Here is a 24497-nt window from a genome sequence, read left to right as displayed (position 1 = left end):
TACAACAAAACGGTAGGCTAGTAATTTCTAGCTTACCGTTTTATTTCTCAAATAGCTCTTATTATTAAAGATATGATGCTAATACAAACCACAAATTGTACAAAATAACCTAATAAACTTTTTGTAAGTAAATCAAATATCGAAATTCGAGAACAAATATCCAAAAGCCAAAACCTTTTTTCCGATGATTGTTAAAAATAGTATATGAGGACAATCTAGTCTAATTGTGATACCTAACTATCTCTCGTATATTATAAACGAATCATTATAGAGTTTTCTTTCATCCATCTGTATAACCGATACTCTATCAAAACTTGATCTATCTAATATTAAGAATGAAGTCCCTACTATTTTTTGTGTATTTAAAGGATTTGTTGTCATAAAAAGATTAACCTCTTTATAGGCGTTAATTATTTTCTGCGTTTCTTCTCGGACTGTACTAACTAATTGAGGATTGTTATATCTGTTACCACTATACTTTTGTTGCGATGAAATTTTTACTGTTGTATTTTCCAAATAGTCAGATGCTAATTTTTCTAAAGGAATATCATATGTATCACATACTAATAAATTGACAACTTTATTCTTTTTGTTTTCAATTGGATACTCAACAACAATTTCTCCTTCAAATTCATCATATTGCATAACAGATGATTCCGATATAAATTCTGAGAAAACTCCATTAATAATAAGTTCAAACTGCATTGGTATTGATACACCTATAAGTTGTAACTTTCGATAACCTAATATATTTGCAGCAACCCACAGTCTTTTATAACAGTTATGAAGATATACAGAATGACCATCATTAAATGTTCGCTCTGCATTGTTTTTTCTAAAAATCATTAATAATGAAGTAGATATTAATAAATAAAGAACTATATAAGTAGCGGTAGAATTATCAGGAGTTATTTCAAAAATAGTTCTTGTAAAAAAATTGGTATTTGATATTTTTTCAACTTCAACTAGTGTCAAACTCTTCCCAATCAAATAGCAAATAAGAATTGGAAATAGAAAAATTAATACCAATGGTAAACAAAATTTTTGAGACCAAAAAAAGCATTTCTTAAATGATTTATTTTTTAAATCCATACGTATTCAATACATCCTTAAAATAGATTAGAGTGGATTGCCACTCATTTGATTCCCTATAGTAGAATCTACCAGCCTGAAGCCCAATTATCAAGAAGAATAATCTATCATCATTATCTGATATAATTTTTTCCCATGATTGAATGTCAACAATAGATGCAGTAGGTATATCTTCAGGATGGGTATGCCATTCTCCAATTAAGCTTATGAAACCTGAACTTTTACCAAAATAATCATCTGCAAATTTCTGATGGTTTGGAGAAGTTTTTGAAAATTTAAATCTACTTCTTAAATCATTATCCTGTGGTTCTGAAAAATTTACAATAAGTATCGAATTATTTAAAAGTCTCTTACCAACAAAAATACCACCTGCTTCAGGTTCAAAACCCAGTTGTCTAAACTCTAGTAATGAATTTAAAATATCAGATGGTATTACAATTTGATATTTATTGTTCAGATTTACATATATCAACTTTATACTCTCCGTTACACTCTGGACAAGATGTATTTGTTCTTAAAGCAACATTTAATAAATCACTATTTTTTAAACAATTGTAGTATCGAACACTATATGTAAACCCTTCTTTTCCAAACTGTTTATCTGAACCAATTTCTGATACTAATCTGTTTTCAGAAGAAAATTCTCCATACAAGTACTGTAAATATACTTCTATAGCTTTATTTGCCAAAGAACTAGGCGCAATAACATTATAAGGAATAAATGAAGAATAACAGCTAGCTAGACGCTTTTCAAATATTTGATTTTTCTCTGCAAAAGAGGCTCTATTATTAACAAGATGCCCATCTTCATAATTCATACACATATAGCATCCATTATTTTGTGGAGAAACTAGTAGGTTATGATACCCAACTCCATATGGATCTAACCAGCAATACAATACCGTTTTTCCAATCTTTCTGAAAAAATGATTAATTTCAAAATTTGTTTTAGTATCTCCGACACAAGAAAAAACAAAATCATATTCATGAAATAAATTTGGATTCTTTCGAACTATTTCTTGAAATCGGATACCCTCACATTCAATTTCTAAATCAGGATTTTCTTTTTTCAATTTATCTTCTAAAGCGTCTACTTTTTGAATATTGTCTATTACACTATCCATACCTAAGTAGTGCCTTGAAATGTTATCTACCGTTAAAAAATCAGGATCTATTAAAAGAAGTTTCGCTATACCCATTTTAGATAAATTGTTTGCAACAAATGATCCTACAGATCCAAGTCCAATAATGACTACTTTTTTATTCAGAAAATCATATTCTTGGGATGTCCTACTCACTCTATACTCCTTGTCAAATCTTGTAACATATACTGGAGTAATCTTGAAACTCCCATTTTTTGACTTCTTAGCCTTAGAACCAATTCTTTTTCTATCTTTATTTTTTTGTGGTACCTTATTATCAATTTTAAATGGATATTTGGAAGTTCCAGACTCAAAACTCGCACCAAACAAAACATAATCATTATCAGATATAGGAAGTGATAAAATTAATATGAATGACTTTCGTTTCATTTTACACCACTTTTGGAAGCGGCGTCTAACCCCCGAAGATAGATTTCCTGTAATCAATTTCTTAAATGTTGCTTCCGTTAGTTCATTCAGGGGATTAGGAGGAATCACAGAATTCGAATCTTTAAGTGGAAGTATATAAACATCTCTGCTTTTTTTAGATTGTAGTGCAACACTCTCTTTGAGTTGTGAACCATAATTAAAAAGATGGTATTTCTGATTTGACAGGACCAATTCATGTTTCTCAAATGTACTGACCCTAGATAAATAACTTTGAATATCTATATATTTCGTTTTTGACTTCAAACAACTGATATGCCAATATGACAAAAACTCTTTCCTGAGGTCTTCGGTCATTTTGGGTGTATCCCAACTATCCAGTAATTCCTTTACTTTTTCACAGCAATCTTTTAATAATCCAAGTGGATTATTAAAATCCCAAATTAAATTATCTTCTGAAATATAACACAATTTCCCTTCGGAACCGACATGGCTATACCATTTATTAAAACCCTTATAATTTGAAAGGTATATTTCAGGAAGTGAGTGGGGAAAGTCATTAGAAACGATAATTTTTAAGGTAAATTTTTTGTATTGATAAAAATAGCATTCCTTATCTTCGGACTCCAAGTTCTCTGAAGGTATTTCGTCAAAGTACATCTGGAATATTTCTTCTTTTTCTAACATACGCGCCTCTAAGCACTCGGATAATCACTGATTATAGCTCGAGTTCCAAAGTTTTCTGCTGTCTCTTTTTGTTCAATAACAGGAAAATCATCACCAAACTGTTTACTCAATATTTTTGTAGACTCACTTAAATCAGTAGAATCTATTGCTTCGTCTAGTGAATCTCTCAATTTTTCTAATTTATTCTTAAAGGCTTCCATTTGTATATTTGATACCCTTTCATATACATCAGTATATGGCTTAACCGGTAAGAAAACCTCTAATCTCGGATAAAATAAGTTTCTATCAACATCATAAATATTCGAAAATGAATTAATCATAGTATTTACTAAATTTCTTAAAGCTGAAATATCATCATAAGTAGTGTTCCCAGATAAATAGTCTACTTTTTTGCTTACAGAAAAATTATTGACAGCAAAAACTGAAATCCCAATGCCTGTCGGTCTATTATCTTGATTTTTAAATTTGAGATCTTTCCATCTTTTTAAGTAACGAATTACTCTCCGAAATTGGTTTCTGTCTTCGGAGTTCTCCATAGCATTATTAATTTTTTTCGTTAATTCTACAGGATCCGCTTCCTCCCATTTAATGTTTTCATCAGTACTATTCAGTTTTCCACTGGCTAAAAAATAGTTATCATTTTCAGTACAATACACCGCTATATCAATATGAACACTATCTTCAGGAAATGATACTGTCACACATGGATTTTTTACTTTAACTCTATTTTCACCAAATTCGGAGACTAATGCATCAAAAATAAAATTCTTTACCTCTTTAGGAGAATACGAATATCTATCAACATCGATTTTTAAACCTCTATCTAAGTCATAATCCCCTTCATCAATTGGCAAAATACCCGTGTGAGTTGAGTAACTTCCTTGATTGAAAAAGCTTTTTCCAAATTCTGAAACACCTTTATTTATTGCTTCTTCAACCTCTTTACGTTTGTCAATTAATACCTTTTTGTCGTCAGCATCTAGCTTAATGGTATCGTGAAATTTAATAAACTGTGACTGTATAGTTGGCATGAGTCCCTCCTTAAATTAAATTGTTATATCTAGCTTTTATTATATCACTTTATACGATTATTTCTTGAGTTTCCAATTAATTAATTATCTTACCTAAATATGATTTTAGAAAATACCACTATTACCGTTCTTCCATCACAACTCTCTCAACCGTTCCTGACTCATCTTCAACATCTCTTCCTCCACCTTACTCCATTTTCCGAAGAGGCATTCTTGTAAAACTTCTGCTGCTGAGATTTGATCTACTTCCGAATCATAAACACACGATTGGTCTCTTTGATAAATTTGAATTTGATTAAAAATATTGTCATTTTCTAACTCTCGTAAGTTATCAACTAAATGTTCTACAATTCCATCATGGTGTTCTTTGGGAGTCGCTCTAGCTTGACTAGGATCTATAGCATAGAGCTCCTCATAACGTATCAAGGTACTGAGATAGGACAATTCTGGCTTGGTCGCAATTAGTGCAAGTGAGACTTGATATCCTCTAATTATCAATAATTGTGCCGTTTTTCTAGGAACTTCTGTTGTTCTCAAGGTGCCCTCGATTAACAAATGATAACCTTGTTTACTCAATTCATCTACGAGATATTCAACCATCCGACCCGCAAATACTTTAGTATAATCCACACTATCTTTTCCATACTTTTCCTGTAGGCCAAGGTAGTTCGGATGAAAAGAGCGATAACTATCTCCATCAATGATAATGAGATTCCCTTGAAATTCCCTTTGTTTCACACGATGAATCGTTGTTTTCCCAGCACCACTCTGTCCACCTAGCAAGATAGCCTTGGGCTGAGACGAAGTTGTTTTACCACGAGTTAAAGAACGAACGAGTCGTCTGGATGCTCGTTCAAAATCATCTTGACTAAATTCTTCTAGTTTCATTAAGCCACCACCAGATGACGAGCTTGTTCTAACATACGTTCAATGCCATCCAAATAGCCATTATATCGCTCCACATCCTCAAAAGTTGCAACAAGATAAATCTTCGTGTTAATCAAATCAGAAAGATCATCGCTTATTAGAACCCAAGGATTATTAGCATCATCAAATGCAATTTCTAGTTCATCTTGTAAACGATAAAGTTGCGCTAAGATATTCGCCCCTCGTTCTTTAATCACTTCAATTTTCAGAGTTAACTGATAATCTTCTACTGGCGTGAGCATCTTTTCCTCTCCTACAATATCGATATAAGAAACATTAAATTTCTGACAAATACGATCTATTAATTCTGTCGAAACTGAACTTGTCCCGTTTTCATAACGACTCAGGCTATTTCGAGAGATGCCAACAATCTTTGCGAACTCAGGCTGGGTTAGGTCATATGTTTTACGTAACGCTTTAATATTTTCTCCGATCATGAGAGTCCTCCTTTTATTTATTTCTATTATAGCATTAATAATTTAAAAACGCACCATTATTGGTGCGTTTTTAAATCTGGTAGATGAATCTTTCTTCAATCTAACCTACTGATCTCAGTATGTTAAAACTAATCCAAATATATAATTTTATCAAAAAGAGATCTTATATTTTCATCTAGATGATGGCTTACAAAAATAACAGTTTTTTCTGTCATTGAGAATAGATACTTAAATTATATTACTGTTTTTCAAAAGTTCCGTCTGCTACACGAAAATCACTGTTAACAGTTTCAATTGAATTAAATTGAATCTTTAAATATTTTACTTCTTTTTCATCTTTTCCAGGTAATTCAGCTTTAGCACTCGCTGCACTAGAAACCTTTATTTTGACGTATTTCCCAGCGATTTTCCAAGTTCCATCTCTAGATTCGTCTTTATTATTTGTTACTTCTAGTGTTTTATCGCTATTGAAAACGATAGTTGAATCGTGTTTACTATCATACCAAGTACCAATAATTTGCTTCTCTGGTCCTGAATTTTGATTCAAGAAAAAGAATACCCCACCGGCAACCGCAAGTACTAAAACAACCAAAGCAATAATTTTTTTCATTATTTTTCCTCCTATAAATATCTAAAGATATTTATTATTTTTTTTCATATACCTAGTTTCACTAAAATCATTAGTAAAAAATCAAATTTTGAATGATAAACTTTTATTCACTACTACAATAAGAAATACTTAACCAGCTTTTATTAATCACGATGTTTCCGTGATACTGAAATACCAAAACTACAAAGAACAATTCCCATTGCAAACACTAACCAATTCTCAATTGAACTTGTATTAGGCAAGGCTCTATTTGCAGCATATTTAGCTTGATTTCCAGCATAGCTATATACTCGTTCGTTAGAAGTACTTTCTGGTATACTCTTTTCTAACGCAGGATTCAGAGAAATCATCTTTTGATCTACTTTATCGTTAAAGACTTCGCTTTGTCTTGTACGAGTATTTAAATAGACTTCTCTAACAGCTTCATATTGTGCAGTTGCATCCAATTGATCTTGTAGAAGTGATTTAAGTTTAGCTTCCTCTCTTGCTACATTCTCAAGTGCTAAACGATGCTCTTCAACAGTATTGTCATATGCTTCTTTTGCTTTTTTCAAATATACATCTGTATTTTCAAGATGATCTAAAAGTGTTTCTAAAGCAACTAAGTGAGTCTTAAATTTAGAAATTTCATCCTTAATTTGATTTTCTTTGGCTTTTAACTCTTCAACTTTATTCTGACGGTTTCTGAGTTCTGCTTCATCAGTAGCTTTTTCAGCTTTCAGATTTGAAAGACCTTTAAGTTCTTTATCCAATTCTGCACGCGCATCTGCTAAAACTTTTTGTTTTGTTTGAATGTCTGCATTAAGATTTTCAACTGCTTTTTGTGCTTTTGCGTAACGAGTCTTGGCAGCAATCAATTGTTTAGAAGCTTCATCTAAATTCTTTTGTGCAAGAGGTGTCTTATCAGAGATTGAGTTTAATCTTGCAATCATTTGACGTGTAGCATTTAAGGCTGCCAAATGTTCTTCATGAATTTTTGTTGCTTCATCTAAATTGTTTCTTGCTGTCTTATCTGCTACTCTTGCTTTTTCAAGCTCCTCTTTTGCAGTTTCTAATGCTTTTTGCTTAACTTGAAGGTCTGCATTTAAGTTATCCAGAGCTGTTTGGGCTTTGATATATCTTGTTTCAGCTTCTTCTTTTAGTTGTTTCGCATTGTCGTATTTCTTCTGTGCACCTGGAGTTTGATCAGGAACTGACATCAATTCTGCTACTAGTTTTTGAGTTTGTTTCAGATTTTGATTCGCATTTTGATTTTCTACTTTTGCTTTTTCAAGATCAGATTTAGCTTTTACTTCAGCTATTGTGGCCTGGTCTAAATTATCTTTTGCATTTGCTAAAGCTTGACGCTTGCTTTGAATATGAGCATTTAATTGATCGAGTGCATCTTGAGCTTTATTAAATTGGATTTGTGCTTCATTATAATTTTGTGTAGCGATTTCCAATTTAGTAGTAGCTGCAGGTGTTTGGTCAGGAGTAGCTTTCAAAGCATCTAATTTTGCTGTCGTTTCTTTGAGAGCTTTTGTACTTGAATCATTTTCTGATTTAGCTTTTTCCAAACGATTCTGTGCAGAATTATTTGCTGTATTTGCTGCGGCCTGTTTAGCTTTATCAGCTGTTAATTCATCTTCCATTTTTGAAGTATCAAATGGAGTAGCTAGAGGTTTGGCAATCCCTTTATCATAATAATCGTCAACATTTACAAAATGGTATTCACCAGTTTGTTCATCTTTAACATATTCAAGATGTGCATCTTGACCTTTGAATTCAATAAAGTGCATGCGTCCAACACCACTTGGTGTGAAACTATTTGCAGCTCCAATTGCCCGAATATTTGTAGGAGCTTTCTGCCCAATCATAAGTTTCATGTGTCCAAAATAAGCATGAACATCATTTGTCATAAAACTTATTACAGCATCATATACCTCGCGATACAATTGAGACATTGTTGCTTTACGAGTTTCTTTAGCTTCTGAATAATACGCACCATAACCCAACAAAGTATTATCATAACTCATGTTTTCTTCAGTCCATACGATGGAATCTAATCCATCTTTCGCTAGAGCAGTATCGCTGTGACTTGTGCTATATGGTTTATTTTCTTCAGCATAGGCTTTTGCAATATTTTTGACACCCTGAATAGATTCTTCAGTGACAATATAATGATGACTACCCCAAACTTGGTCTTGCAGATTATTTGCGAGAAGCACATAATATTGACTCAAAGCTTCAATTTGATTCTCGGTTAGGTTATCCAAATCGACAACAGATTCATCAAGGGGTAATACAATATTTTTGTTCGGCCAACCTTTGATAACAATATTTTGGTGTTCGGGAGAATATTCTGTTTCTGGAGTTCCAAAATCATATTTACTACTGGTGAACCATTTTTGAATAACGTCGTTTAATGCATTTTTATTTGCATCTGAGTCATCGGCAAGATAAGCCTTGTAGGCATCAATGACATCCTGAGGCAATTGAGGAATAGTGAGATTTTTAATTGCTGCAATTTGTTTATTGAGCGTTTCAACCGCTTGATCAGCCTTCTCTTTATTCTCTTTTGCTTCCCGAGCTGCTGATGTAGCACTCGCTAGCTCATTTGAAGTTTCATTTACTTTTGCCTCTTCTTGGTTTTTCTTAGTAGTTAAAGCTGAAATTTCCGAAGCTTTCTTAGCATCATTTTCTTTAGCTGTTTTGAGCTCCTCTTCTGCACTAATCTTACTATTTTGTTTATTTGCTAAATCCTTTGCTTTGCTATCACGATTTGCGATTGTTTGGGCAAGTTGCGATTCAGAAGCATCAAGATTACTTTGCGCTGAAACCTTATTTTCTTGAGCTTTCTTTAGATTCTCTTGTGCTTGTTTTTGTTTTTCTTCAGCAGATGACAAGTTTGTCGCTGTTTCTTGGCTTTTCTTTATTTGATCTGCTTCAATAGATTTTGCATTTTTTAGTGCAGTAGCTTTTTTATCATCTGCTTCTTTGGCACGATCCAGTTCCTGTTTGGCTGTATTTTCAGTTGCTGCTTTAGCATCTAAATTTTTCTTAGCAGCATCATGTTCTGCCACAATTTCTTCAACGCCAGTACCGTCTAGAACCTTCTGAGCAGTTTCTTTCTCTTTTTGAGCCTTCACTAATGCACTCGCTGCTTCTTCTGCAACCTTTTTAGCATCTGCTAACTGTTTAGCAGAAACTTGACTAGCACTAAGCTGCGTTCTTTCATCAGCAGAAGTTTTACTGAGTTCTTCAGCTTTATTTTTGTCTTCGTTAATTGCATTTCCCAAAGCCTTTTTCGCTGCTGATTCTGCTGATTCTTTTTCAACTACATCACTTTTTGCTTTGTCTCTTTCAGCAATGATTTTCGATGCTCCAGTACCATCAAGATTTTTTTGTGCAGTTGCTACTGCTTCCTCAGCTGTCGAAACTTTCTTTTCTTGCTCTGAAATTTTATCTTGATCTTTTTTAATAATATCTGATTGCTGATTACGTTCTTTCCCAGCTTCTAGAACTTTATCAGATGCATCTTTTTGTGATGTTTCCTTTTTCTCAATATCAGATTTTACTTCTGATATTTCATTCTTCGTTTTTTCAATTTTTTCCGGCGTAGCTGATTCTTTATTTGCCTCAGCATTCTTTAAGTCAACATTTGCATCGGAAACTTTTGATGCAGCGACTGTTTCCGAATTCTTAGCGTTTTCTAATGCACTTCCTTGATTTGAAACCGATTTATCCGTTTCTTCCTTGATCGTTCTTGCTTCGTCTACAATTTCAGAACTTGGCGTTTTCGTTACGATTGCAACTCCATTATGGACAAATACCCCGTCTACTTGTTTTATATTTGTAGACGAAGAAGTTGTCGATTCAGCACTTAACGTTGAATCATTTGGCTGAGTGGCAGTTACTTCATCCGCTTGTACAACAGAAATTCCCGCAAAAGCTGTAGCTATTGATACAGCAGATACAGTTGCTTTGATCGTTTTCTTTTTCATAATTCCCACCTTTATGATAGAGTATTGAACAAATTATCACTATATAATTATAAACACCCGAATTATACTATATTTTAGCAACTTTGTAAAGTTGTATCCAACCTTTTGAGAAGTAGAACCTAACCTTATAAGGCTGTAAAATAGTCTTAAGAGGTGAGCAATGTCAGAATTACAAAAGTATATAAGCAAACGAATACGGATTCTGCGGACCCAGTCAGGAATGACTCAGGAACAATTAGAAGAAAAAGCAGATCTTGGCACCAATTACGCGTATAAGTTAGAAAATTTAGAGCCCAATATAAAAATTAGTACGCTTGAGAAAATTATAGAAGCGTTAAATGTTGATCTACAAACCTTTTTTGATTTAACACTTAAAGAAGAAAGTACTGATTTAGCACAGCTTATTGACACTATCAAATCTTTACCAGAGTACAAACAAAATAAAGTCATTTCAGCTATTAACACAATTATTAACGAGACAAAATAAAAAGAGTGGAAAAGGATAAGTATAATAACGATTCCTTTCCCACTCTTTTTGTGCGTAAAAATATTGCTATTAGCTATTAGAGCCTGCGATTCTTGGGTAACCAAATGTCATATCGAGGTTATCTTTCTCGTAATTCTTGATCAATTCCCAGAAATCTGCAACTGATAACGCTGCAACTGATTCATGCCAATTGAATTTAAAAAACAAATCTAAGAGAAATTTAATTACTTGATGAACTTTGGCTGTCTGTTCTACAGTATCAAATGTAATCAAAATTTTCTCACACAATGGATCAATCAATTCAATTTCAATGCTATCATTTACAAAATTGAATGATACTTCTTGATCTTGATCATTCAAGATTGAAATATACTGATCCTCTTCAAATGTTGAATAAAACATTCTAATATTAATTTCTTCATTTCGATTAATTAACTCTGAAATATATTGTTGAGTTAAATTAATCACATAATTTTTGTAATTTTTCATTAATTTTACCTCAAATTATTATTTAAAAAAGTTTTTTTCATCTGTGAATTTTCACGGTGGCCTCACTCTCTCTAATATTATTAAACGATTGTTCTTGAGCATCTGCTACCTCCTTTTTTGAGGAACAAAAAAAGACAGTTCACCACTGCCTTTTTTTCTTCACTATTATTATGCCATTTTTTTGTAAAAATAAAAAAACGATTTTTCAAAAAAGTACTATAAAATGCTCTTAGCCCAAGAAGATAAATTTTTTTGTCTATGTTTTTGGGCTGCAGTTTATAATCTGATGAAGGTTTTAACAAATCTGTTAGGTGTTTTGCTCCTCCTAACAGATGAACTTCATCAATAAACAAGATATGGAATTTTTTTATCTACAACTGTTGATATAAATCCATCCTCACTTTACTTTCTCACATATTCCCCTAAGGTTTCTTTAACTAAACGTTTAAAACTACTATCACTTATTCTTTCATTGTTTTTACAAAAATTTCTCCCAAAATACCCTGATTGACCGTTGTAATCCTTTTTCCTAACAGTAAAAAAATATTCTTCATCTAAAGCGTTTATGATTTGATTTGTTTCTTCTATTGTGAAATTCAGGTCGTGTTGCAAAACTTTAGATATAGTAGGCAACCAAAAAGTATTAAACCTTCTCAGTATAAATATAGGTTTATGGTCAGATGACTCTAAATGCTTAATGATTCTCCAAATAATTACTCTTGCACTTAACAAATTAACTTTACTGTCTGATTCAATCAATAGATTTGTAAAGTTAGTTCCTTTTTTATTATTTTTATAAGTGTAGTTTGGATTTTTACTTCTGAATGGAAAAGCCTCTAAATTCGCTATTTTTTTCGACATTTTTTCTAACTCGTCCCACTCATCAGTCAAATTTTGAATAATATTCTTAAAAGAGCCTTTTTTATTTAAAAATTCTTTTATAAAGTGTGGTAAATAATGTCCTAGGTAATAAGTACCTTTATTTGAAGGAGATTGTTTTACAATTTCTAATTCATTATATAAAATACTACTCGTTTCTCTAACATCTACAATATGTTCCTTGATGTATTCATTAGTATCTCTTTTCAATTTACCTTGATCGTCTAAGATATTTAATGATTCATCTCCACTAACCAATTCTCTTGCTTTTTCATAATATGTACGAACTCCATCTGACACACTGATTTTTACTTCATCAATATTAGGATTCACCAAACATAAAAATAATGTTGCTTCATCAATATTTCCTTTTATATGATTTGGAAGTCCATACCTAATATTAACATCTGTGCTATTAGGTAAATCTTTCTCAATATCTAACCAAGAAAAACTATTACTATTAGTTTTTAAAGCCACATTAAAAGAGTGTATCATTTTTTCTATATTTGAATCATTCCAGGGGCTGTATATTTCAAACAGTTCCGAGGAGTTGTTGATTTTACCTACTTTATCATGATATGTATCAGCCAATTTTTTTAAAGGTTCTTTTAATGTATTTTTGATTTGCTGTTCTAACATAAATCTATCCTCACTTTTATTTTTCTATGTTGATTTCATTGACAGAATTACTTTATCATATCCTATGGACAAATAATGTCAATGTTCATTAAAATACTAACTTATTTCTCCCTAATTCTTTAAAATATCTTCCTGAGTTTTGTGTTCTTAATATTTTACAACCAATTTTTAGTATAAAGTCTTATAGCAATTTAAATATTGATTGAAACTTTTCAATACACTTAATTCAAATACTTTTAAAAAATACGTTCGTTTTTCTTACAAATCTTTTATATTTTACCACAAAAACACACTGAAACACTTGTTCTCAATGTGTTTATTTCATATTAGTATAATTTCTTCATCAAACTAAAAAATTTATTGTTTGCTCAATAGCTTCCTACTTTTTTTGTGATTACAATCGACAGGTTTTTGAATTCTCTTCGGCATTTGAAAGGGACAATCAATAAACAAATTAATTTAAACATATCAGACACACCTTGAATTTCAAATTTTTTACACGTATTAAAAAATGTGATGATTTTAATTACTTTCTGAGATTTCTAATTTTCAATCTGTATAAGAAACTTTAGTGCATTTACCTTCGAATACTATTTCCATTAATTCTTTTTTTATGTTACGACGTTAACTTTTCTGTGTGTTTAGCGTTGACAGAAACTTATGTGAAAGTCACGCTAAACACACAGTCCGAAATAAAACCGTATAACACAAAAGAGAGATGAAATTTGTTTTTTTATTTTTATCAATTTATGGCATACTAAAAGTAACTAAAGATTGATTAAGTAGAGACGTAACAAAATAGCTACGTTTTTTTTAATATTTAAAAGGAGGTAGCTATCGCGGAAACAGCAGGTTTAAGCCGAGTTAGGAAAGAACCAATTTTTGTATTTCACTAACTAAAAAATAAATGTATAGATAACAAAAGTAATGTCAATAGCAGTAAAAAAATTTTTTGATCATAACAAAGTAAAGTATAAAAGTATAAGAACGAAAGTAAATAGCAAAAGTCTAAAAATCAAATACAAAAAACTATCTTAACTCAGTCGCTAAATTCAAAGCATTTAAACCTGAAAAAGAGTAAAAAGAAAAAACAACAGATTTTTATCTGTAAGATGGAACTCTACATATTATTTTAATTGAGTCAACTTGTCATGTTGTAAAATGACTTGGTTAACTTCTTAGCCATCAATTAAGAAGCGCCCTCAGCACAGGGAAGATACTACATCAGTGAATATAAGCTTTAAATCACTGCACTACTTCAACTTGAATAAAAAAGACCTTAAGATTTTTCTTAAGATCTTCTTTAAATGAACATCATCTTCTATAGAAAGGAAAGAACTATGGCAAAGAAAAAACGTAGTCGTTCAGAACGACGAAAAGCTAGAGAAAAAGCTAAGAAACAACAGATGGATGCTCTAAACACTTTTGAAGGTCGTAAACAATTCATCCAATCAAAGGGATTAACTAATCTAGTCACGCGCTTCAAGAAGGGAAAAGGTATCAAAAGAAATGAATCCAAAAAGACAGGAGAGGACATTCATTTAATCCATACAGACCGAACTCTTCATAACTACGCTGGATCCTGGAGCAGATTTGCTTCCTTTGTTGCTGCAACAGCCACTGCCGAAGATTTAAAAGCTCTTGAAAAATCTAAGAATGTAGATGTATGGATTGACTTAGTAAATCAATACTTAGAACATTGTAAAAAAACTGGGCTTTCTGCACCAACCCAATCAACTTACAAAGCAGCATTAGCTAAAGTCTTAGGCGTATCTTCTACTGCTTTTATTGCAACAGATATTCGATATCGAGCCAACAAAAAAAATAATCGCTTAAAATCTAATGACGATAGAATGTCTGAAGAAACGAATAATCGATGGTTTTCAATCGTATCTGCCACTGGACTACGAAAAAATGAGCTAAAAGCAATTACTGGTGACTCACTCTACCAACGTGAGGATGGCCGATATTATCTTAAAATCATTGGAAAAAAGCATAAAACAAAAGGAGCTAGAGATCGTTGGGTTCCGATTATCACACGAGACAAAGAAGAATTAGAGAGGCTTGTTGAGGAGTTTAAGCTAGCTGGTAAAAAGCGTGTGTTTCAAGTTCCATCTGCTTTAAAACCTCATAAATATCGTGCTGAATACGCAAAACGTCTTTATCTTTTTGTCGCGAGAGATCCCAAAGATATCAAAGATAAAAAAGAAAAAATTTATCTACGGGGAGAATTAAAAGGCGTTGTCCTTGATAGGAAGGCTTGTTTAATTGTATCACGTGCTCTCGGACATAATCGACCAGAAGAGTTTCAAAAGTCCTATGCTTACAAGTTAATCGCACAAGCAAACTAATAAGTACTTCTAAAAAATAATTGTATATCTCTCATTGAAATAAAAAAATAAATAAAGTAGGGAAAAACCTAATTTTTTCTCCAAACCCTTATCATTACGCTTTTTTTAACAATTAAACATTGTGTATTTTATTTTTTTCAAAATTTCTTCCATTTTTCACTTTTTTTTTTTTGAAAAAAAAGGCTTTTTCTGTCAAAAAAATGGCATACCTATATATAGGGGATTTAAATTGAATTAAAAATATACTTCCTAACAAAAATAATAGTAAAAAGGAAACATTAAAACATGAAAAGGAATACTAAAGTTTCTACTGAACAGAAACATTTAAATGAGAAAGAAATTCAATCTTGTTTTACTTTAATGAATTCCTTCTGGGGCTTTGATCGCATGGATTTTAACTTGGGTGAAAATCTAATTGTTGACATCGAAAAACTGATAGAATACAGCAAAAAGAATCCTGATAAAGTTAAAAAATTAAATTACAATTCAAATCAGATTGAAGATTTAATTATCCAATCAAGGGAATTCGGAAGACTTGAAATTGGAAAAATTTATAAAAAGGAAATCGGAGATACTGTTAATTATTGCTTACTACAACTGAATCATGGAGGTCTCAATTTTGAAACTCTCTCTATTTCTGCAATACGAAAGAAACTAATAAAAGTTGTAACGGAAATCAAACAGCAAACTGGTATTTGGATTATCCCAACAACAATTAGGATTCATCAAATGGAAATCTCATTTACATTTGCTACTGATGCGATTATTCATTTTCAAACAAGAAATTTATTATTGAGGGCTCTATCTAATACATCTCAAGTAAATAAAAAAGTTTATACAAAATGTTCAACTCCCGAAGACCACCATATTCTTTCAAGCAAAAAAAATGAAAACTTGTTGCATGTTCTTTACGATAAAACAGCAAAAGCTGAACATAATAACCAGATTGAATCAAACGTATCTCGTAAATATCGCATTTATAGATACGAAATGACACTGAATGAACAAAAAATTAAAAGTGAATTCAAGAGTACTGACTTGGATAAACTAAACCATGATCAGCTCTATTCATTTGTATATAGTGTGATTAAGAAAGGATTTTGCAACTTTAAGATAATTGTTCAAACTTCAGTAAGAGATACTCAAAATAAGTTAAAAGAATTGTATGAAGAAAAAGGTAAAGATGGATATATGAAAACTTTTTTTGAAACTCAACTAAATCATGCTATGGATTATTTGTATCCAATAACATTGGATGAATCTATTTTTTTATTTATTGATGCATCTGAATTTGTAAATCCAAAAAACTGTGCAAGAACTAAAAAAAATCTGATTAAAGAAAGTAGGAGGAATGATTTGAAAAATGGGAGTTATTTTCTTTCTATTATGATTACATGGCAAGTACTATATCTCTTTAGCTTAATGCTAAATAGTCTATATCTTGTTACTATCTTTGACTTTGGTTGTTACAAGAGTAATCAAAATAATAAACTCCATTTTTTTAAAATCCCTAGTTTTACTAATGAAGAAAAAGATAGTTTTATTAATGACGTTAATAAAATCAAGGATAAAGACATTGGTTCATCCCTGGATTCTTTTTTAAATGAAATTCAAATAAATACTTCTTCCATTTTAATATAAATTCTGATTAAAAAAATGGAAAAGTATTACTACAGCAACGTTTTCCTATTTTTTAACTCTTCAACCCTTGAAGACTTAAAAAAATCCAAACTAATTAAATTTAAATCTAATAGAAAGAAATAAACAGGACTATTTATGAATTTATTTATTCCAGACGACGAAATGGTTAGGCAACTTCAATTACTAATATCAGATACTGTTAAAAAAGAACTGGATAAATTTTTAGATATTAATGAAAATACCAATCATTTTTTAAATAAAAAGCAAACTTGTGAGTATTTGAATATAACAAATAATACTTTAGACAAGTGGATTAAGCAAGGATTGCCTTGCATTAAGATTGGTAAAACTGTTCGCTTTAGCAAATCTGAAATCAATCGCTGGTTACAAAAGCAGTAGAAATTCTATGGTCGTTTGTTATAATGTAACCATGGTATTTTCTAGCTCAATTCAAAAAAGGAGAATACTATGTCAATTACAAAAACGAAAAACGGAACCTATCGCTTACGTGTCTATATTCCTGAGGAAGTGAGGCCTTCACTAGGTGTTGATAAGAAAGTGATTGAAAAACGGTTCAAAACAAGGAATGACGCAAAAAAATATGAATTAGAACTTCAAAATAAGTTTGATAAAATTCTTAGTGGAGATTCAACCTCATTGGAAACAAATGGTTCAATCCTCTTTTCCGATTTTTATCACAATATTTGGTGGGAATCCTATAAAGCAGGTCAAACAACATCTACCACAAAACCACCTTCTCAAGCAACCATAGTTGGAACAGAAATTGCTTTTAGAAAACATATCCTCCCCTTGCTTGGAAATTATCCTATTGATTTTCTCAATCGAAATAAACAGGTTGTTTTGAACCTATTGACCCAAAAAGCAGAAGAATATGCCAACTTCAAAGTCATCAGAAGTTATGTTAACTCTATTTTTGATTGGGCTGAGGAATTGGAATATATCGAAACTAATCGCCTATCAAAAACTATAAGCCGTATCAAAGCCACTAAGAAAATCAAGCTACAGGAATCTAAAAAAGATGAAGATTTATATCTATCTCAAGAAGAACTTCAAGCATGGTTTACAGCTTTTGAAAAGGATTTGGAGACTGAAAAAATTCTATTCAAAGACTATGTTTTGTTCTATACTACCTTCTTTTTAGGAGATAGAAAGTCAGAGAGCTACGCTTTGCAATGGAAACATATTGATTTCAAAAATCAACAAATTCAATTGGTTCAATCCTTAGATCGATATAAAAATCAAAAGTCAACTAAAGGGAATAAAAAGACGATTTTTTCGATTCCACAAGAACTTACCGACTTGTTAAATTCTTGGAAGAAGCAACAAAAATCTGAATTGGCTTCATTTAACATCATGCAAACTCCTGAACAGTATGTTTTTACGTATATTGATACAAAGGGAAATGTAAACAGTTGTCTCCATGCTGATTATCTTAACAACAAGATGAAATCTGTTAAGCGTCGTCATCCAGAACTCGCACATGCAACCCCTCATAAATTACGACATACAGGAGCTACACTCGCTAAACAGGCTGGAACCTCTATGGAAGCTATTTCTGAAGCACTCACTCATAGTGATACGATTACAACTAAGACTTATGTCAACACTTCAAACGTAATCCCAATGGCTGTTGGAGAAATTGCCTTTCGTAATCTTAAAAAGTAATGGTGTGAATTTGGTGTGAAAAGTGGTGTGAATTTTGCTAAAAATCATCAAAAAAACACTCCATGGTGTGAACCATGAAGTGTTTCGAAACGTTGATATAATCGTGTTGATTAACGTTTTGAGAATTGTGATGCTTTACGAGCTTTCTTAAGACCTGGTTTCTTACGTTCAACTTTACGTGAGTCACGTGTAAGAAGTCCTGCGCGTTTCAATGAATCGCGGAAGTCTGGGTCTACTTGAAGAAGGGCACGAGCGATACCGTGACGGATAGCTCCTGCTTGACCAGCGTATCCACCACCAACAACGTTAACGAAAACGTCGTATGAACCTACAGTTGAAGTAACTGCGAATGGTTGGTTGATAACAAGACGAAGGTCAGCGTGTGGGATGTACTCTTCAACATCTTTTTTGTTAACAGTGATTTTACCAGTTCCTGGAACAAGGCGAACGCGTGCAACAGCGTTTTTACGACGTCCAGTACCTGCATATTGTGCTTGTGACATACTTTATTGTTCCTTTCCTTAGATAAGTCCTGAAATATCAAGAACTTCTGGTTGTTGTGCAGCGTGAGTGTGCTCAGCTCCAACGAATACTTTCAATTTCATACCTTGAGCTCGGCCAAGAGTATTGTGTGGAAGCATACCTTTAACTGATTTTTCGATCAAACGTACTGCATTTTTAGAACGAAGTTCACCAGCAGAGATTTGTTTCAATCCACCTGGGTGGTTTGAGTGAGTGTAGTAGATCTTATCAGTTGCTTTTTTACCAGTCAATTTAACTTTTTCAGCATTGATAACGATTACGAAGTCACCTGTATCAGTGTGTGGTGTGAATGTTGGTTTGTTTTTTCCGCGAAGTACGCTAGCAACAACTGCTGAAAGGCGTCCAAGAGGTACATCAGTTGCGTCAACAACGTACCATTTGCGTTCTACTTGGCCTGGTTTAGCCATGAATGTAGTTTTGTTCATGATTTCTCCTATATGAATATCGTTTTTGTTTACAGGGCGGATGTTCCGGTCCGCGGGGTATTTGAAAGGTTCCGGGGCCTTACAAATGGGGTAAACAATACCGTCTACTATCATACCAAATTTCACTACTAAAAGTCAATAGATATGAAAAATATTTTTGCCGATTTCAGTGTTTAACATCTAGAAAAACCTCGCTTTTGCGAGGCTCTCCTATTTATAAGCTAAGGCACGTTTAAAGGTTTTCCAGATTCCCAAATCATCCGTTTGAAGGACTAGGCTAGCATACATGCGTCCGATAAAGGCAGTTGCAGTGACTGCAAAAACAACCGTTATAGCAAGGGAAATCCAAGCTTCTAGACCACTTGCATACCCATTTATAGCTCTAAACGGCATAAAGAAGGTCGAGATGAAAGGAATATAGGAACCAATTTTCAGAACTAAATTGTCCCCAGCAGCACCTAGAGAAGTCACTCCGACAAATCCTGCTATAATCAAGATCATCAATGGCGACAAGGCCTTTCCTGAATCCTCAGGGCGAGAAACCATAGATCCTAGGAAGGCTGCTAAAACAACGTACATAAAGAGGCTAACCAAGACAAACAATAAGGTATTGAGCGAGAAGGCCTCTCCTAGATGATTTAAAATTCCAGATTGTGCCAAGATAGGGATGTCTTTAAAGAGCAGAATGGCAGCCAAACCACCCACGACGTAAATGCCAATATGAGTCAAAATCACAAGAAGCAGAGCCAGCATGCGAGCGTAGAAATAATGACTTGCTCGGATACTAGAGAAGACCACTTCCATGATTTTGGTTCCTTTCTCGCTAGCCACTTCCTGAGCAGTGACACTAGCATAGGTAATCAAAATCATATAAAGGAAGAAGCCAAGCCCTGCGGCTGCAATGGTTTGAACAATTTTTTTGTTTTCCTTAGATTCATCAATCTTCTCAGTAAAATCAACAGTTTGACTCAGACGTTTTTCCTGTTCTTGAGACAAATTAGCCGCCGAGCGATTGAGTTGGTATTGAAGCTCATTGAGTTTATTGGTTACTGCTAGCTTGATGCCTGTTTCAAGAGAAGTTTCACCGTGATAGACGGCCTTGAGGACGCTGTCCTCTTGGTCAATGGTTAGATAACCCTTGATTTTCTCATCCTTGATAGCAGCTTGAGCACTGGCTTCATCCTTATAATCAAAGTTGATACCATTGGTACCCTTGAGCCCTTCTTCCACAGATGGCACAGTTGTTACTACTGCTATCTTGCTATTCTTGGCCATAGAAGACCCTTGGAGATAGCCGATTCCTACAGATAAGGCTAAAAAGAGGAACGGCGAAATCACCATAAAGAAGAAACTCCACGACTTGACATGTCGAAGATAGGTTTCCTTCATTACAACCCACATATTTCTCATACTTCCACCCCTGATTCTAGTTTAAAGATTTCATCGATTGTTGGAGCCTGTTGGTCAAAGGTCGCAATATATTGACCTTGAGTGAGGATGGGGAAGAGTTCCCTTCCAGCACTTTCATCATCTAGGATCAATTTCCAACTACCTTGCTTGGTCAAGCTCACCTGTTTGACGTGAGGAAGTTTTTCCAGTTCTTCCTTGCTTCGTTCACTTGAAACAAAGAGACGTGTTTTCCCGTATTGATTGCGAACATCCTGAACTGGTCCATGCAAGACCACACGCCCATCACGAATCATGAGAATATCATCGCAAAGTTCCTCAACGTTGGTCATGACATGGTCAGAAAAGATAATGGTTGCACCACGCTCTTTTTCTTTTAAGATGACCTGCTTGAGCAACTCAGTATTGACTGGATCCAGTCCACTAAAAGGCTCATCCAAGATAATCAAGTCAGGCTCATGGATCAGTGTGATAATCAGCTGAATTTTCTGTTGATTCCCTTTGGAGAGGCTCTTGATTTTATCAGTCAATTTGCCCTTCACTTCCAATTTTTCCATCCATTGAGGGAGTTTTTCCTTGACTTCCTTAGCATCCATGCCTTTTAGAGTCGCCAAGTAGCGAACTTGCTCAAGGACTGTCAGCTTGGGCATAAGGCTGCGTTCCTCAGGCAGATAACCAATCCGAGCATAGGTTTCCTGACGAATCTCCTGTCCATCCAGACTGATCTCTCCTTGATACTCTAAAAATTTCAACATACTGTGGAAAATCGTTGTTTTCCCAGCACCATTCTTCCCGACCAAGCCCAGAATCCTTCCTGGACTTGCCTGAAAATCGACACCAAACAAGACTTGCTTGGGACCGAAACTTTTCTCTAGATTTCTTACTTCTAACATTTTCCACCTCCGAGATATGTTGCACTTATTATACTCCTTTTTGATAGCCTTTACAACGATTTATGTCCATTTTATCGGATTATAAGTAGCAAAAGTATCCTATCTCTAATAAATTTAAGTGCTTCAGCGATAGCTTTAGTATAACTCATTAAAGACTTTCTGAGATGGCTTCCTCCTCAACTATCGCTTTTCTCTTCTGAACTGTCCTTTTGAAACTAAAAATCCACCCCGAGGGATGGATTTTAGACTATTAACGCACTTCTGCATTCACTTTTTCTTCGAGTGATGCTTGGATTTTTTCCATATAGCGTGCGACTTCTTCGTCTGTTAAGCTATCTTCTGGATTTTGGAAGGTCAAGCTATAGGCCATTGACTTCATGCCAACTCCCAGTTTTTCGCCTGAGAAGACGTCAAAGAGTTTGATATCTGTCAAACGTTTCACGCCTGCAGCTTGGATAGCGTCTACAACTTCTTGATGAGTGACTTCTGCCTTGAGGAGTAGGGCCACGTCACGGCTGACTGCTGGGAATTTGGTGATTTCCACAAATGGAGCAGCTGGTTGAAGGGCAGCTTCAATGGCTGAAAGGTTGAGCTCCGCTACATAAGTTTCTGGGATATCGTAAGCCTTGGCAGTAACTGGATGCACTTGGCCAAGGAAACCAAGAACTTGGTCGCCAAGTGAAATCACGGCCGTACGTCCTGGATGTAGACTTGCAATCTCAGCTGTTGCTGCATAGGTCACTTCTAGTCCCAAGCGAGTAAAGAGGGCTTCAAGGATTCCCTTAGCATAGAAGAAATCAACTGGAACTGCTGCCGTTTGGAAATCTTTTTCAGCAACCAAGCCGGTTAAGGCAAAGGCAAAGCTATTGATCTCATTTGGTAGATCTTCTTTTGGATCGCCTGTTTGTTCAAAGACTTTTCCAATCTCGTAAAGAGCCAAGTTTTTGTTCTTACGAGCCACGTTGTAGGCCACTGTATCAAGAATACCTGAGACCATATTTTGACGGAGAACGGAACGATCCACTGTCATTGGCCACATAAGTTCTGTAAGGTTACTTGGTTGAGCCGTAAACTCAACTGCTTTTTCAGGAGTTGTCAGAGCGTAGGTGATGATCTCTGTCAAACCTGCTCCTTCAGCGATGGTACGGACTTGACGGCGCAGTTTTTGTGTCGCAGTCAATTCACCAGCTGTACCGTCATCTTTTGGAAGACTAGTTGGCAAGCGATCATAACCATAGATACGGGCGATTTCTTCAAAGAGGTCCGCTTCGATAGTGATATCCCAACGACGACGAGGTACGCTGACTGTAAAGCTTTCTGCATTGCCAGAAAGGCCAAAGTCAAGACGACGGAAGACGTCTTCCACATCAGCATAGGAAAGCTCCGTACCAAGGACGCGGTTAACGTCTGCAAGGGTTGAAGAAACTTCCACATCAGAAGTATCAAGCTCTCCTGCTGAAACGATGCCCTTACGTACCGTCGCACCTGCAAGATCAGCAATCATGCTCGCTGCAGCATCAAGTGCTTCGTTAACAGTTGCCACATTGATGCCTTTTTCAAAGCGAGAAGATGATTCAGAACGAAGGTTAAGGCGTCCGCTAGTCTTGCGGATGGATTTACCATTGAAAACAGCCGCTTCAAGGACCACACGACTAGATTTTTCAGAGATTTCTGTTGCTTGACCACCCATAACACCTGCAAGGGCTACTGGCTTGTCTGCGACAGTGATGACTAAGTCATTTGTTTCCAAGTCACGCTCTTCACCATCCAAGGTCACCAATTTTTCACCAGCACGCGCTTCACGCACACGAATCTCGCTTCCTTCAAAGGTATCCAAGTCAAAGGCATGCATGGGTTGACCAAAGTAGAGCAGGATGTAGTTGGTTACGTCTACGACATTGTTAATCGGACGAATCCCTTCGTTCATGAGAAGGTTTTGCAACCATTGTGGACTTGGTGCGATAGTCACATTGTCCAAGATACGGGCTGCATAGTAAGGCGCCTTGTCTGTCTCAATGCCTACAGAAAGGGCATCTGTTGCAGCTTCATTTGTTTCTATTAAACTGAATTCTTTAAAGTTGACTGCCTTGTCATAGATGGCTGCCACTTCGTACGCTACTCCACGCATAGATAGAGCGTCTGCACGGTTTGGTGTGATAGAAAGTTCGATGATTTCATCATCCAAGTCTAGGTAAGAAAAGACTTCGTCCCCAGGAACAGCATCTTGAGGCAAGATTTGAATACCATCTGCGAATTCCTTTGGTACAACTGAGTCAGAAATACCTAATTCACCAAGTGAACAGATCATTCCAAGTGACTCTAAGCCACGGATTTTCCCTTTTTTAATCTTGTAATTGTCAGCAATACGAGCTCCTGGAAGAGCCACCATAACCTTAATACCAGCACGCACATTCGGTGCACCACAAACGATTTGACGTGCTTCTTCTTCGCCAACGTTAACCTGACAAACATGGAGGTGAGTTTCTGGCACATCTTCGCAAGACAAGACCTCACCGACGACAATTTTTGAGAGACCAGCAGCAGGTGATTCCACACCTTCGACCTCAATCCCTGTAGTTGACATTTTTTCAGCCAACTCTTGTGATGGCACATCAATGTCCACCAATTCTTTTAACCATTTATAAGATACAAGCATAATTCTGATTGTAAGAACCCACAAGTAAGTTCTTTTCAATTCCTTTCTTTTTCTTCGAGTCAGTCCTCACCATTCTCATCAAGAGAAAATGACTAGGACTGTATA

General features: G+C 34.5%; 20 protein-coding genes. 5 read left to right on the top strand and 15 right to left on the bottom strand.

All coding sequences use genetic code 11. The features are described 5' to 3' along the window. Positions 1-237 precede the first annotated feature (237 nt). From O3622_RS02525 to O3622_RS02490, 8 genes are all read right to left on the bottom strand, one after another. The gene (locus tag O3622_RS02525; RefSeq protein WP_268706824.1) at positions 238-1092 is read right to left on the bottom strand and encodes an acyltransferase; all 855 of its coding nucleotides are present in this window, start codon (positions 1090-1092) and stop codon (positions 238-240) included. Further along, entirely contained in the window at positions 1076-1564 is a 489-nt protein-coding gene (locus tag O3622_RS02520; RefSeq protein WP_061411522.1) for a Mov34/MPN/PAD-1 family protein, read from the bottom strand. Before O3622_RS02520 ends, O3622_RS02525 begins: the two co-directional genes overlap by 17 nt. Then, complete coding sequence (locus O3622_RS02515) at positions 1539-3308, bottom strand: ThiF family adenylyltransferase (RefSeq protein WP_268706823.1); 1770 nt, start codon at positions 3306-3308, stop codon at positions 1539-1541. Before O3622_RS02515 ends, O3622_RS02520 begins: the two co-directional genes overlap by 26 nt. Positions 3309-3316: 8 nt before the next feature. Then, positions 3317-4339 carry a nucleotidyltransferase gene (locus O3622_RS02510; RefSeq protein WP_371606974.1) on the bottom strand — a complete coding sequence of 341 codons (1023 nt, stop codon included), beginning with the start codon at positions 4337-4339 and terminating at the stop codon, positions 3317-3319. Between the two features lie 135 nt (positions 4340-4474). Then, entirely contained in the window at positions 4475-5227 is a 753-nt protein-coding gene (pezT, locus tag O3622_RS02505) for a type II toxin-antitoxin system toxin PezT (protein ID WP_371606973.1), read from the bottom strand. Then, the gene (gene pezA, locus O3622_RS02500) at positions 5227-5703 is read right to left on the bottom strand and encodes a type II toxin-antitoxin system antitoxin PezA (protein WP_371606972.1); all 477 of its coding nucleotides are present in this window, start codon (positions 5701-5703) and stop codon (positions 5227-5229) included. The genes pezT and pezA overlap by 1 nt, the downstream gene beginning before the upstream one ends. A gap of 238 nt (positions 5704-5941) precedes the next feature. Then, positions 5942-6313 carry a hypothetical protein gene (locus O3622_RS02495; RefSeq protein ID WP_048767722.1) on the bottom strand — a complete coding sequence of 124 codons (372 nt, stop codon included), beginning with the start codon at positions 6311-6313 and terminating at the stop codon, positions 5942-5944. 143 nt (positions 6314-6456) lie between these two features. Beyond that, positions 6457-10296, bottom strand: a complete 3840-nt coding sequence (locus tag O3622_RS02490; protein WP_371606971.1) for an SEC10/PgrA surface exclusion domain-containing protein — start codon at positions 10294-10296, stop codon at positions 6457-6459. 160 nt (positions 10297-10456) lie between these two features. Here O3622_RS02490 and O3622_RS02485 point away from each other — a divergent pair, with 160 nt between their 5' ends. Beyond that, complete coding sequence (locus O3622_RS02485) at positions 10457-10783, top strand: helix-turn-helix domain-containing protein (protein WP_048779593.1); 327 nt, start codon at positions 10457-10459, stop codon at positions 10781-10783. A 69-nt stretch (positions 10784-10852) separates the two neighbouring features. On the opposite strand, the gene O3622_RS02480 is transcribed toward O3622_RS02485, so the two are convergent. Then, positions 10853-11272 (bottom strand): hypothetical protein, encoded by a 420-nt coding sequence (locus O3622_RS02480; protein WP_371606970.1) that lies wholly within the window; start codon positions 11270-11272, stop codon positions 10853-10855. 402 nt (positions 11273-11674) lie between these two features. Next, a complete protein-coding gene (locus tag O3622_RS02475) occupies positions 11675-12790 on the bottom strand; it encodes a hypothetical protein (protein ID WP_268706818.1) in 1116 nt (371 codons plus the stop codon). A gap of 1340 nt (positions 12791-14130) precedes the next feature. Here O3622_RS02475 and O3622_RS02470 point away from each other — a divergent pair. The 4 genes from O3622_RS02470 (at position 14131) to O3622_RS02455 (ending at position 18468) form a co-directional block, all read left to right on the top strand. Then, entirely contained in the window at positions 14131-15141 is a 1011-nt protein-coding gene (locus O3622_RS02470; protein ID WP_268706817.1) for a site-specific integrase, read from the top strand. A 285-nt stretch (positions 15142-15426) separates the two neighbouring features. Next, positions 15427-16782 carry a hypothetical protein gene (locus O3622_RS02465; protein ID WP_268706816.1) on the top strand — a complete coding sequence of 452 codons (1356 nt, stop codon included), beginning with the start codon at positions 15427-15429 and terminating at the stop codon, positions 16780-16782. 135 nt (positions 16783-16917) lie between these two features. Further along, positions 16918-17181 (top strand): helix-turn-helix domain-containing protein, encoded by a 264-nt coding sequence (locus O3622_RS02460; RefSeq protein ID WP_061411532.1) that lies wholly within the window; start codon positions 16918-16920, stop codon positions 17179-17181. A gap of 69 nt (positions 17182-17250) precedes the next feature. Then, the gene (locus O3622_RS02455; protein ID WP_371606969.1) at positions 17251-18468 is read left to right on the top strand and encodes a tyrosine-type recombinase/integrase; all 1218 of its coding nucleotides are present in this window, start codon (positions 17251-17253) and stop codon (positions 18466-18468) included. 110 nt (positions 18469-18578) lie between these two features. On the opposite strand, the gene rpsI is transcribed toward O3622_RS02455, so the two are convergent. The 5 genes from rpsI to pheT all read right to left on the bottom strand — a co-directional run bounded on the left by rpsI (position 18579) and on the right by pheT (position 24392). Then, positions 18579-18971, bottom strand: a complete 393-nt coding sequence (gene rpsI, locus O3622_RS02450; RefSeq protein ID WP_000075969.1) for a 30S ribosomal protein S9 — start codon at positions 18969-18971, stop codon at positions 18579-18581. Between the two features lie 18 nt (positions 18972-18989). Beyond that, the gene (rplM, locus tag O3622_RS02445) at positions 18990-19436 is read right to left on the bottom strand and encodes a 50S ribosomal protein L13 (protein WP_001044624.1); all 447 of its coding nucleotides are present in this window, start codon (positions 19434-19436) and stop codon (positions 18990-18992) included. A gap of 210 nt (positions 19437-19646) precedes the next feature. Further along, positions 19647-20846 carry an ABC transporter permease gene (locus O3622_RS02440; RefSeq protein WP_044020216.1) on the bottom strand — a complete coding sequence of 400 codons (1200 nt, stop codon included), beginning with the start codon at positions 20844-20846 and terminating at the stop codon, positions 19647-19649. Next, on the bottom strand, positions 20843-21736 hold the full coding sequence (locus O3622_RS02435; protein WP_049490243.1) for an ABC transporter ATP-binding protein: 894 nt from the start codon (positions 21734-21736) through the stop codon (positions 20843-20845). Before O3622_RS02435 ends, O3622_RS02440 begins: the two co-directional genes overlap by 4 nt. Before the next feature lie 250 nt (positions 21737-21986). Then, a complete protein-coding gene (gene pheT / locus O3622_RS02430) occupies positions 21987-24392 on the bottom strand; it encodes a phenylalanine--tRNA ligase subunit beta (RefSeq protein WP_371606967.1) in 2406 nt (801 codons plus the stop codon). Between the last annotated feature and the right edge of the window lie 105 nt (positions 24393-24497).

Source organism: Streptococcus sp. 27098_8_51 (genome assembly GCF_041432205.1).
Taxonomy (GTDB): domain Bacteria; phylum Bacillota; class Bacilli; order Lactobacillales; family Streptococcaceae; genus Streptococcus.
The sequence above is the reverse complement of the archived record's forward strand: the minus strand, read 5'-3'. Positions and strand labels throughout refer to the sequence as shown.

Coding starts and splice junctions, on each gene's coding strand:
- O3622_RS02525 (WP_268706824.1), bottom strand. CDS start 1,092: ATGGATTTAAAAAATAAATCATTTAAGAAATGCTTTTTTTGGTCTCAA.
- O3622_RS02515 (WP_268706823.1), bottom strand. CDS start 3,308: ATGTTAGAAAAAGAAGAAATATTCCAGATGTACTTTGACGAAATACCT.
- O3622_RS02510 (WP_371606974.1), bottom strand. CDS start 4,339: ATGCCAACTATACAGTCACAGTTTATTAAATTTCACGATACCATTAAG.
- pezT (WP_371606973.1), bottom strand. CDS start 5,227: ATGAAACTAGAAGAATTTAGTCAAGATGATTTTGAACGAGCATCCAGA.
- pezA (WP_371606972.1), bottom strand. CDS start 5,703: ATGATCGGAGAAAATATTAAAGCGTTACGTAAAACATATGACCTAACC.
- O3622_RS02495 (WP_048767722.1), bottom strand. CDS start 6,313: ATGAAAAAAATTATTGCTTTGGTTGTTTTAGTACTTGCGGTTGCCGGT.
- O3622_RS02490 (WP_371606971.1), bottom strand. CDS start 10,296: ATGAAAAAGAAAACGATCAAAGCAACTGTATCTGCTGTATCAATAGCT.
- O3622_RS02485 (WP_048779593.1), top strand. CDS start 10,457: ATGTCAGAATTACAAAAGTATATAAGCAAACGAATACGGATTCTGCGG.
- O3622_RS02480 (WP_371606970.1), bottom strand. CDS start 11,272: ATGAAAAATTACAAAAATTATGTGATTAATTTAACTCAACAATATATT.
- O3622_RS02475 (WP_268706818.1), bottom strand. CDS start 12,790: ATGTTAGAACAGCAAATCAAAAATACATTAAAAGAACCTTTAAAAAAA.
- O3622_RS02470 (WP_268706817.1), top strand. CDS start 14,131: ATGGCAAAGAAAAAACGTAGTCGTTCAGAACGACGAAAAGCTAGAGAA.
- O3622_RS02465 (WP_268706816.1), top strand. CDS start 15,427: ATGAAAAGGAATACTAAAGTTTCTACTGAACAGAAACATTTAAATGAG.
- O3622_RS02460 (WP_061411532.1), top strand. CDS start 16,918: ATGAATTTATTTATTCCAGACGACGAAATGGTTAGGCAACTTCAATTA.
- O3622_RS02455 (WP_371606969.1), top strand. CDS start 17,251: ATGTCAATTACAAAAACGAAAAACGGAACCTATCGCTTACGTGTCTAT.
- rpsI (WP_000075969.1), bottom strand. CDS start 18,971: ATGTCACAAGCACAATATGCAGGTACTGGACGTCGTAAAAACGCTGTT.
- rplM (WP_001044624.1), bottom strand. CDS start 19,436: ATGAACAAAACTACATTCATGGCTAAACCAGGCCAAGTAGAACGCAAA.
- O3622_RS02440 (WP_044020216.1), bottom strand. CDS start 20,846: ATGAGAAATATGTGGGTTGTAATGAAGGAAACCTATCTTCGACATGTC.
- O3622_RS02435 (WP_049490243.1), bottom strand. CDS start 21,736: ATGTTAGAAGTAAGAAATCTAGAGAAAAGTTTCGGTCCCAAGCAAGTC.
- pheT (WP_371606967.1), bottom strand. CDS start 24,392: ATGCTTGTATCTTATAAATGGTTAAAAGAATTGGTGGACATTGATGTG.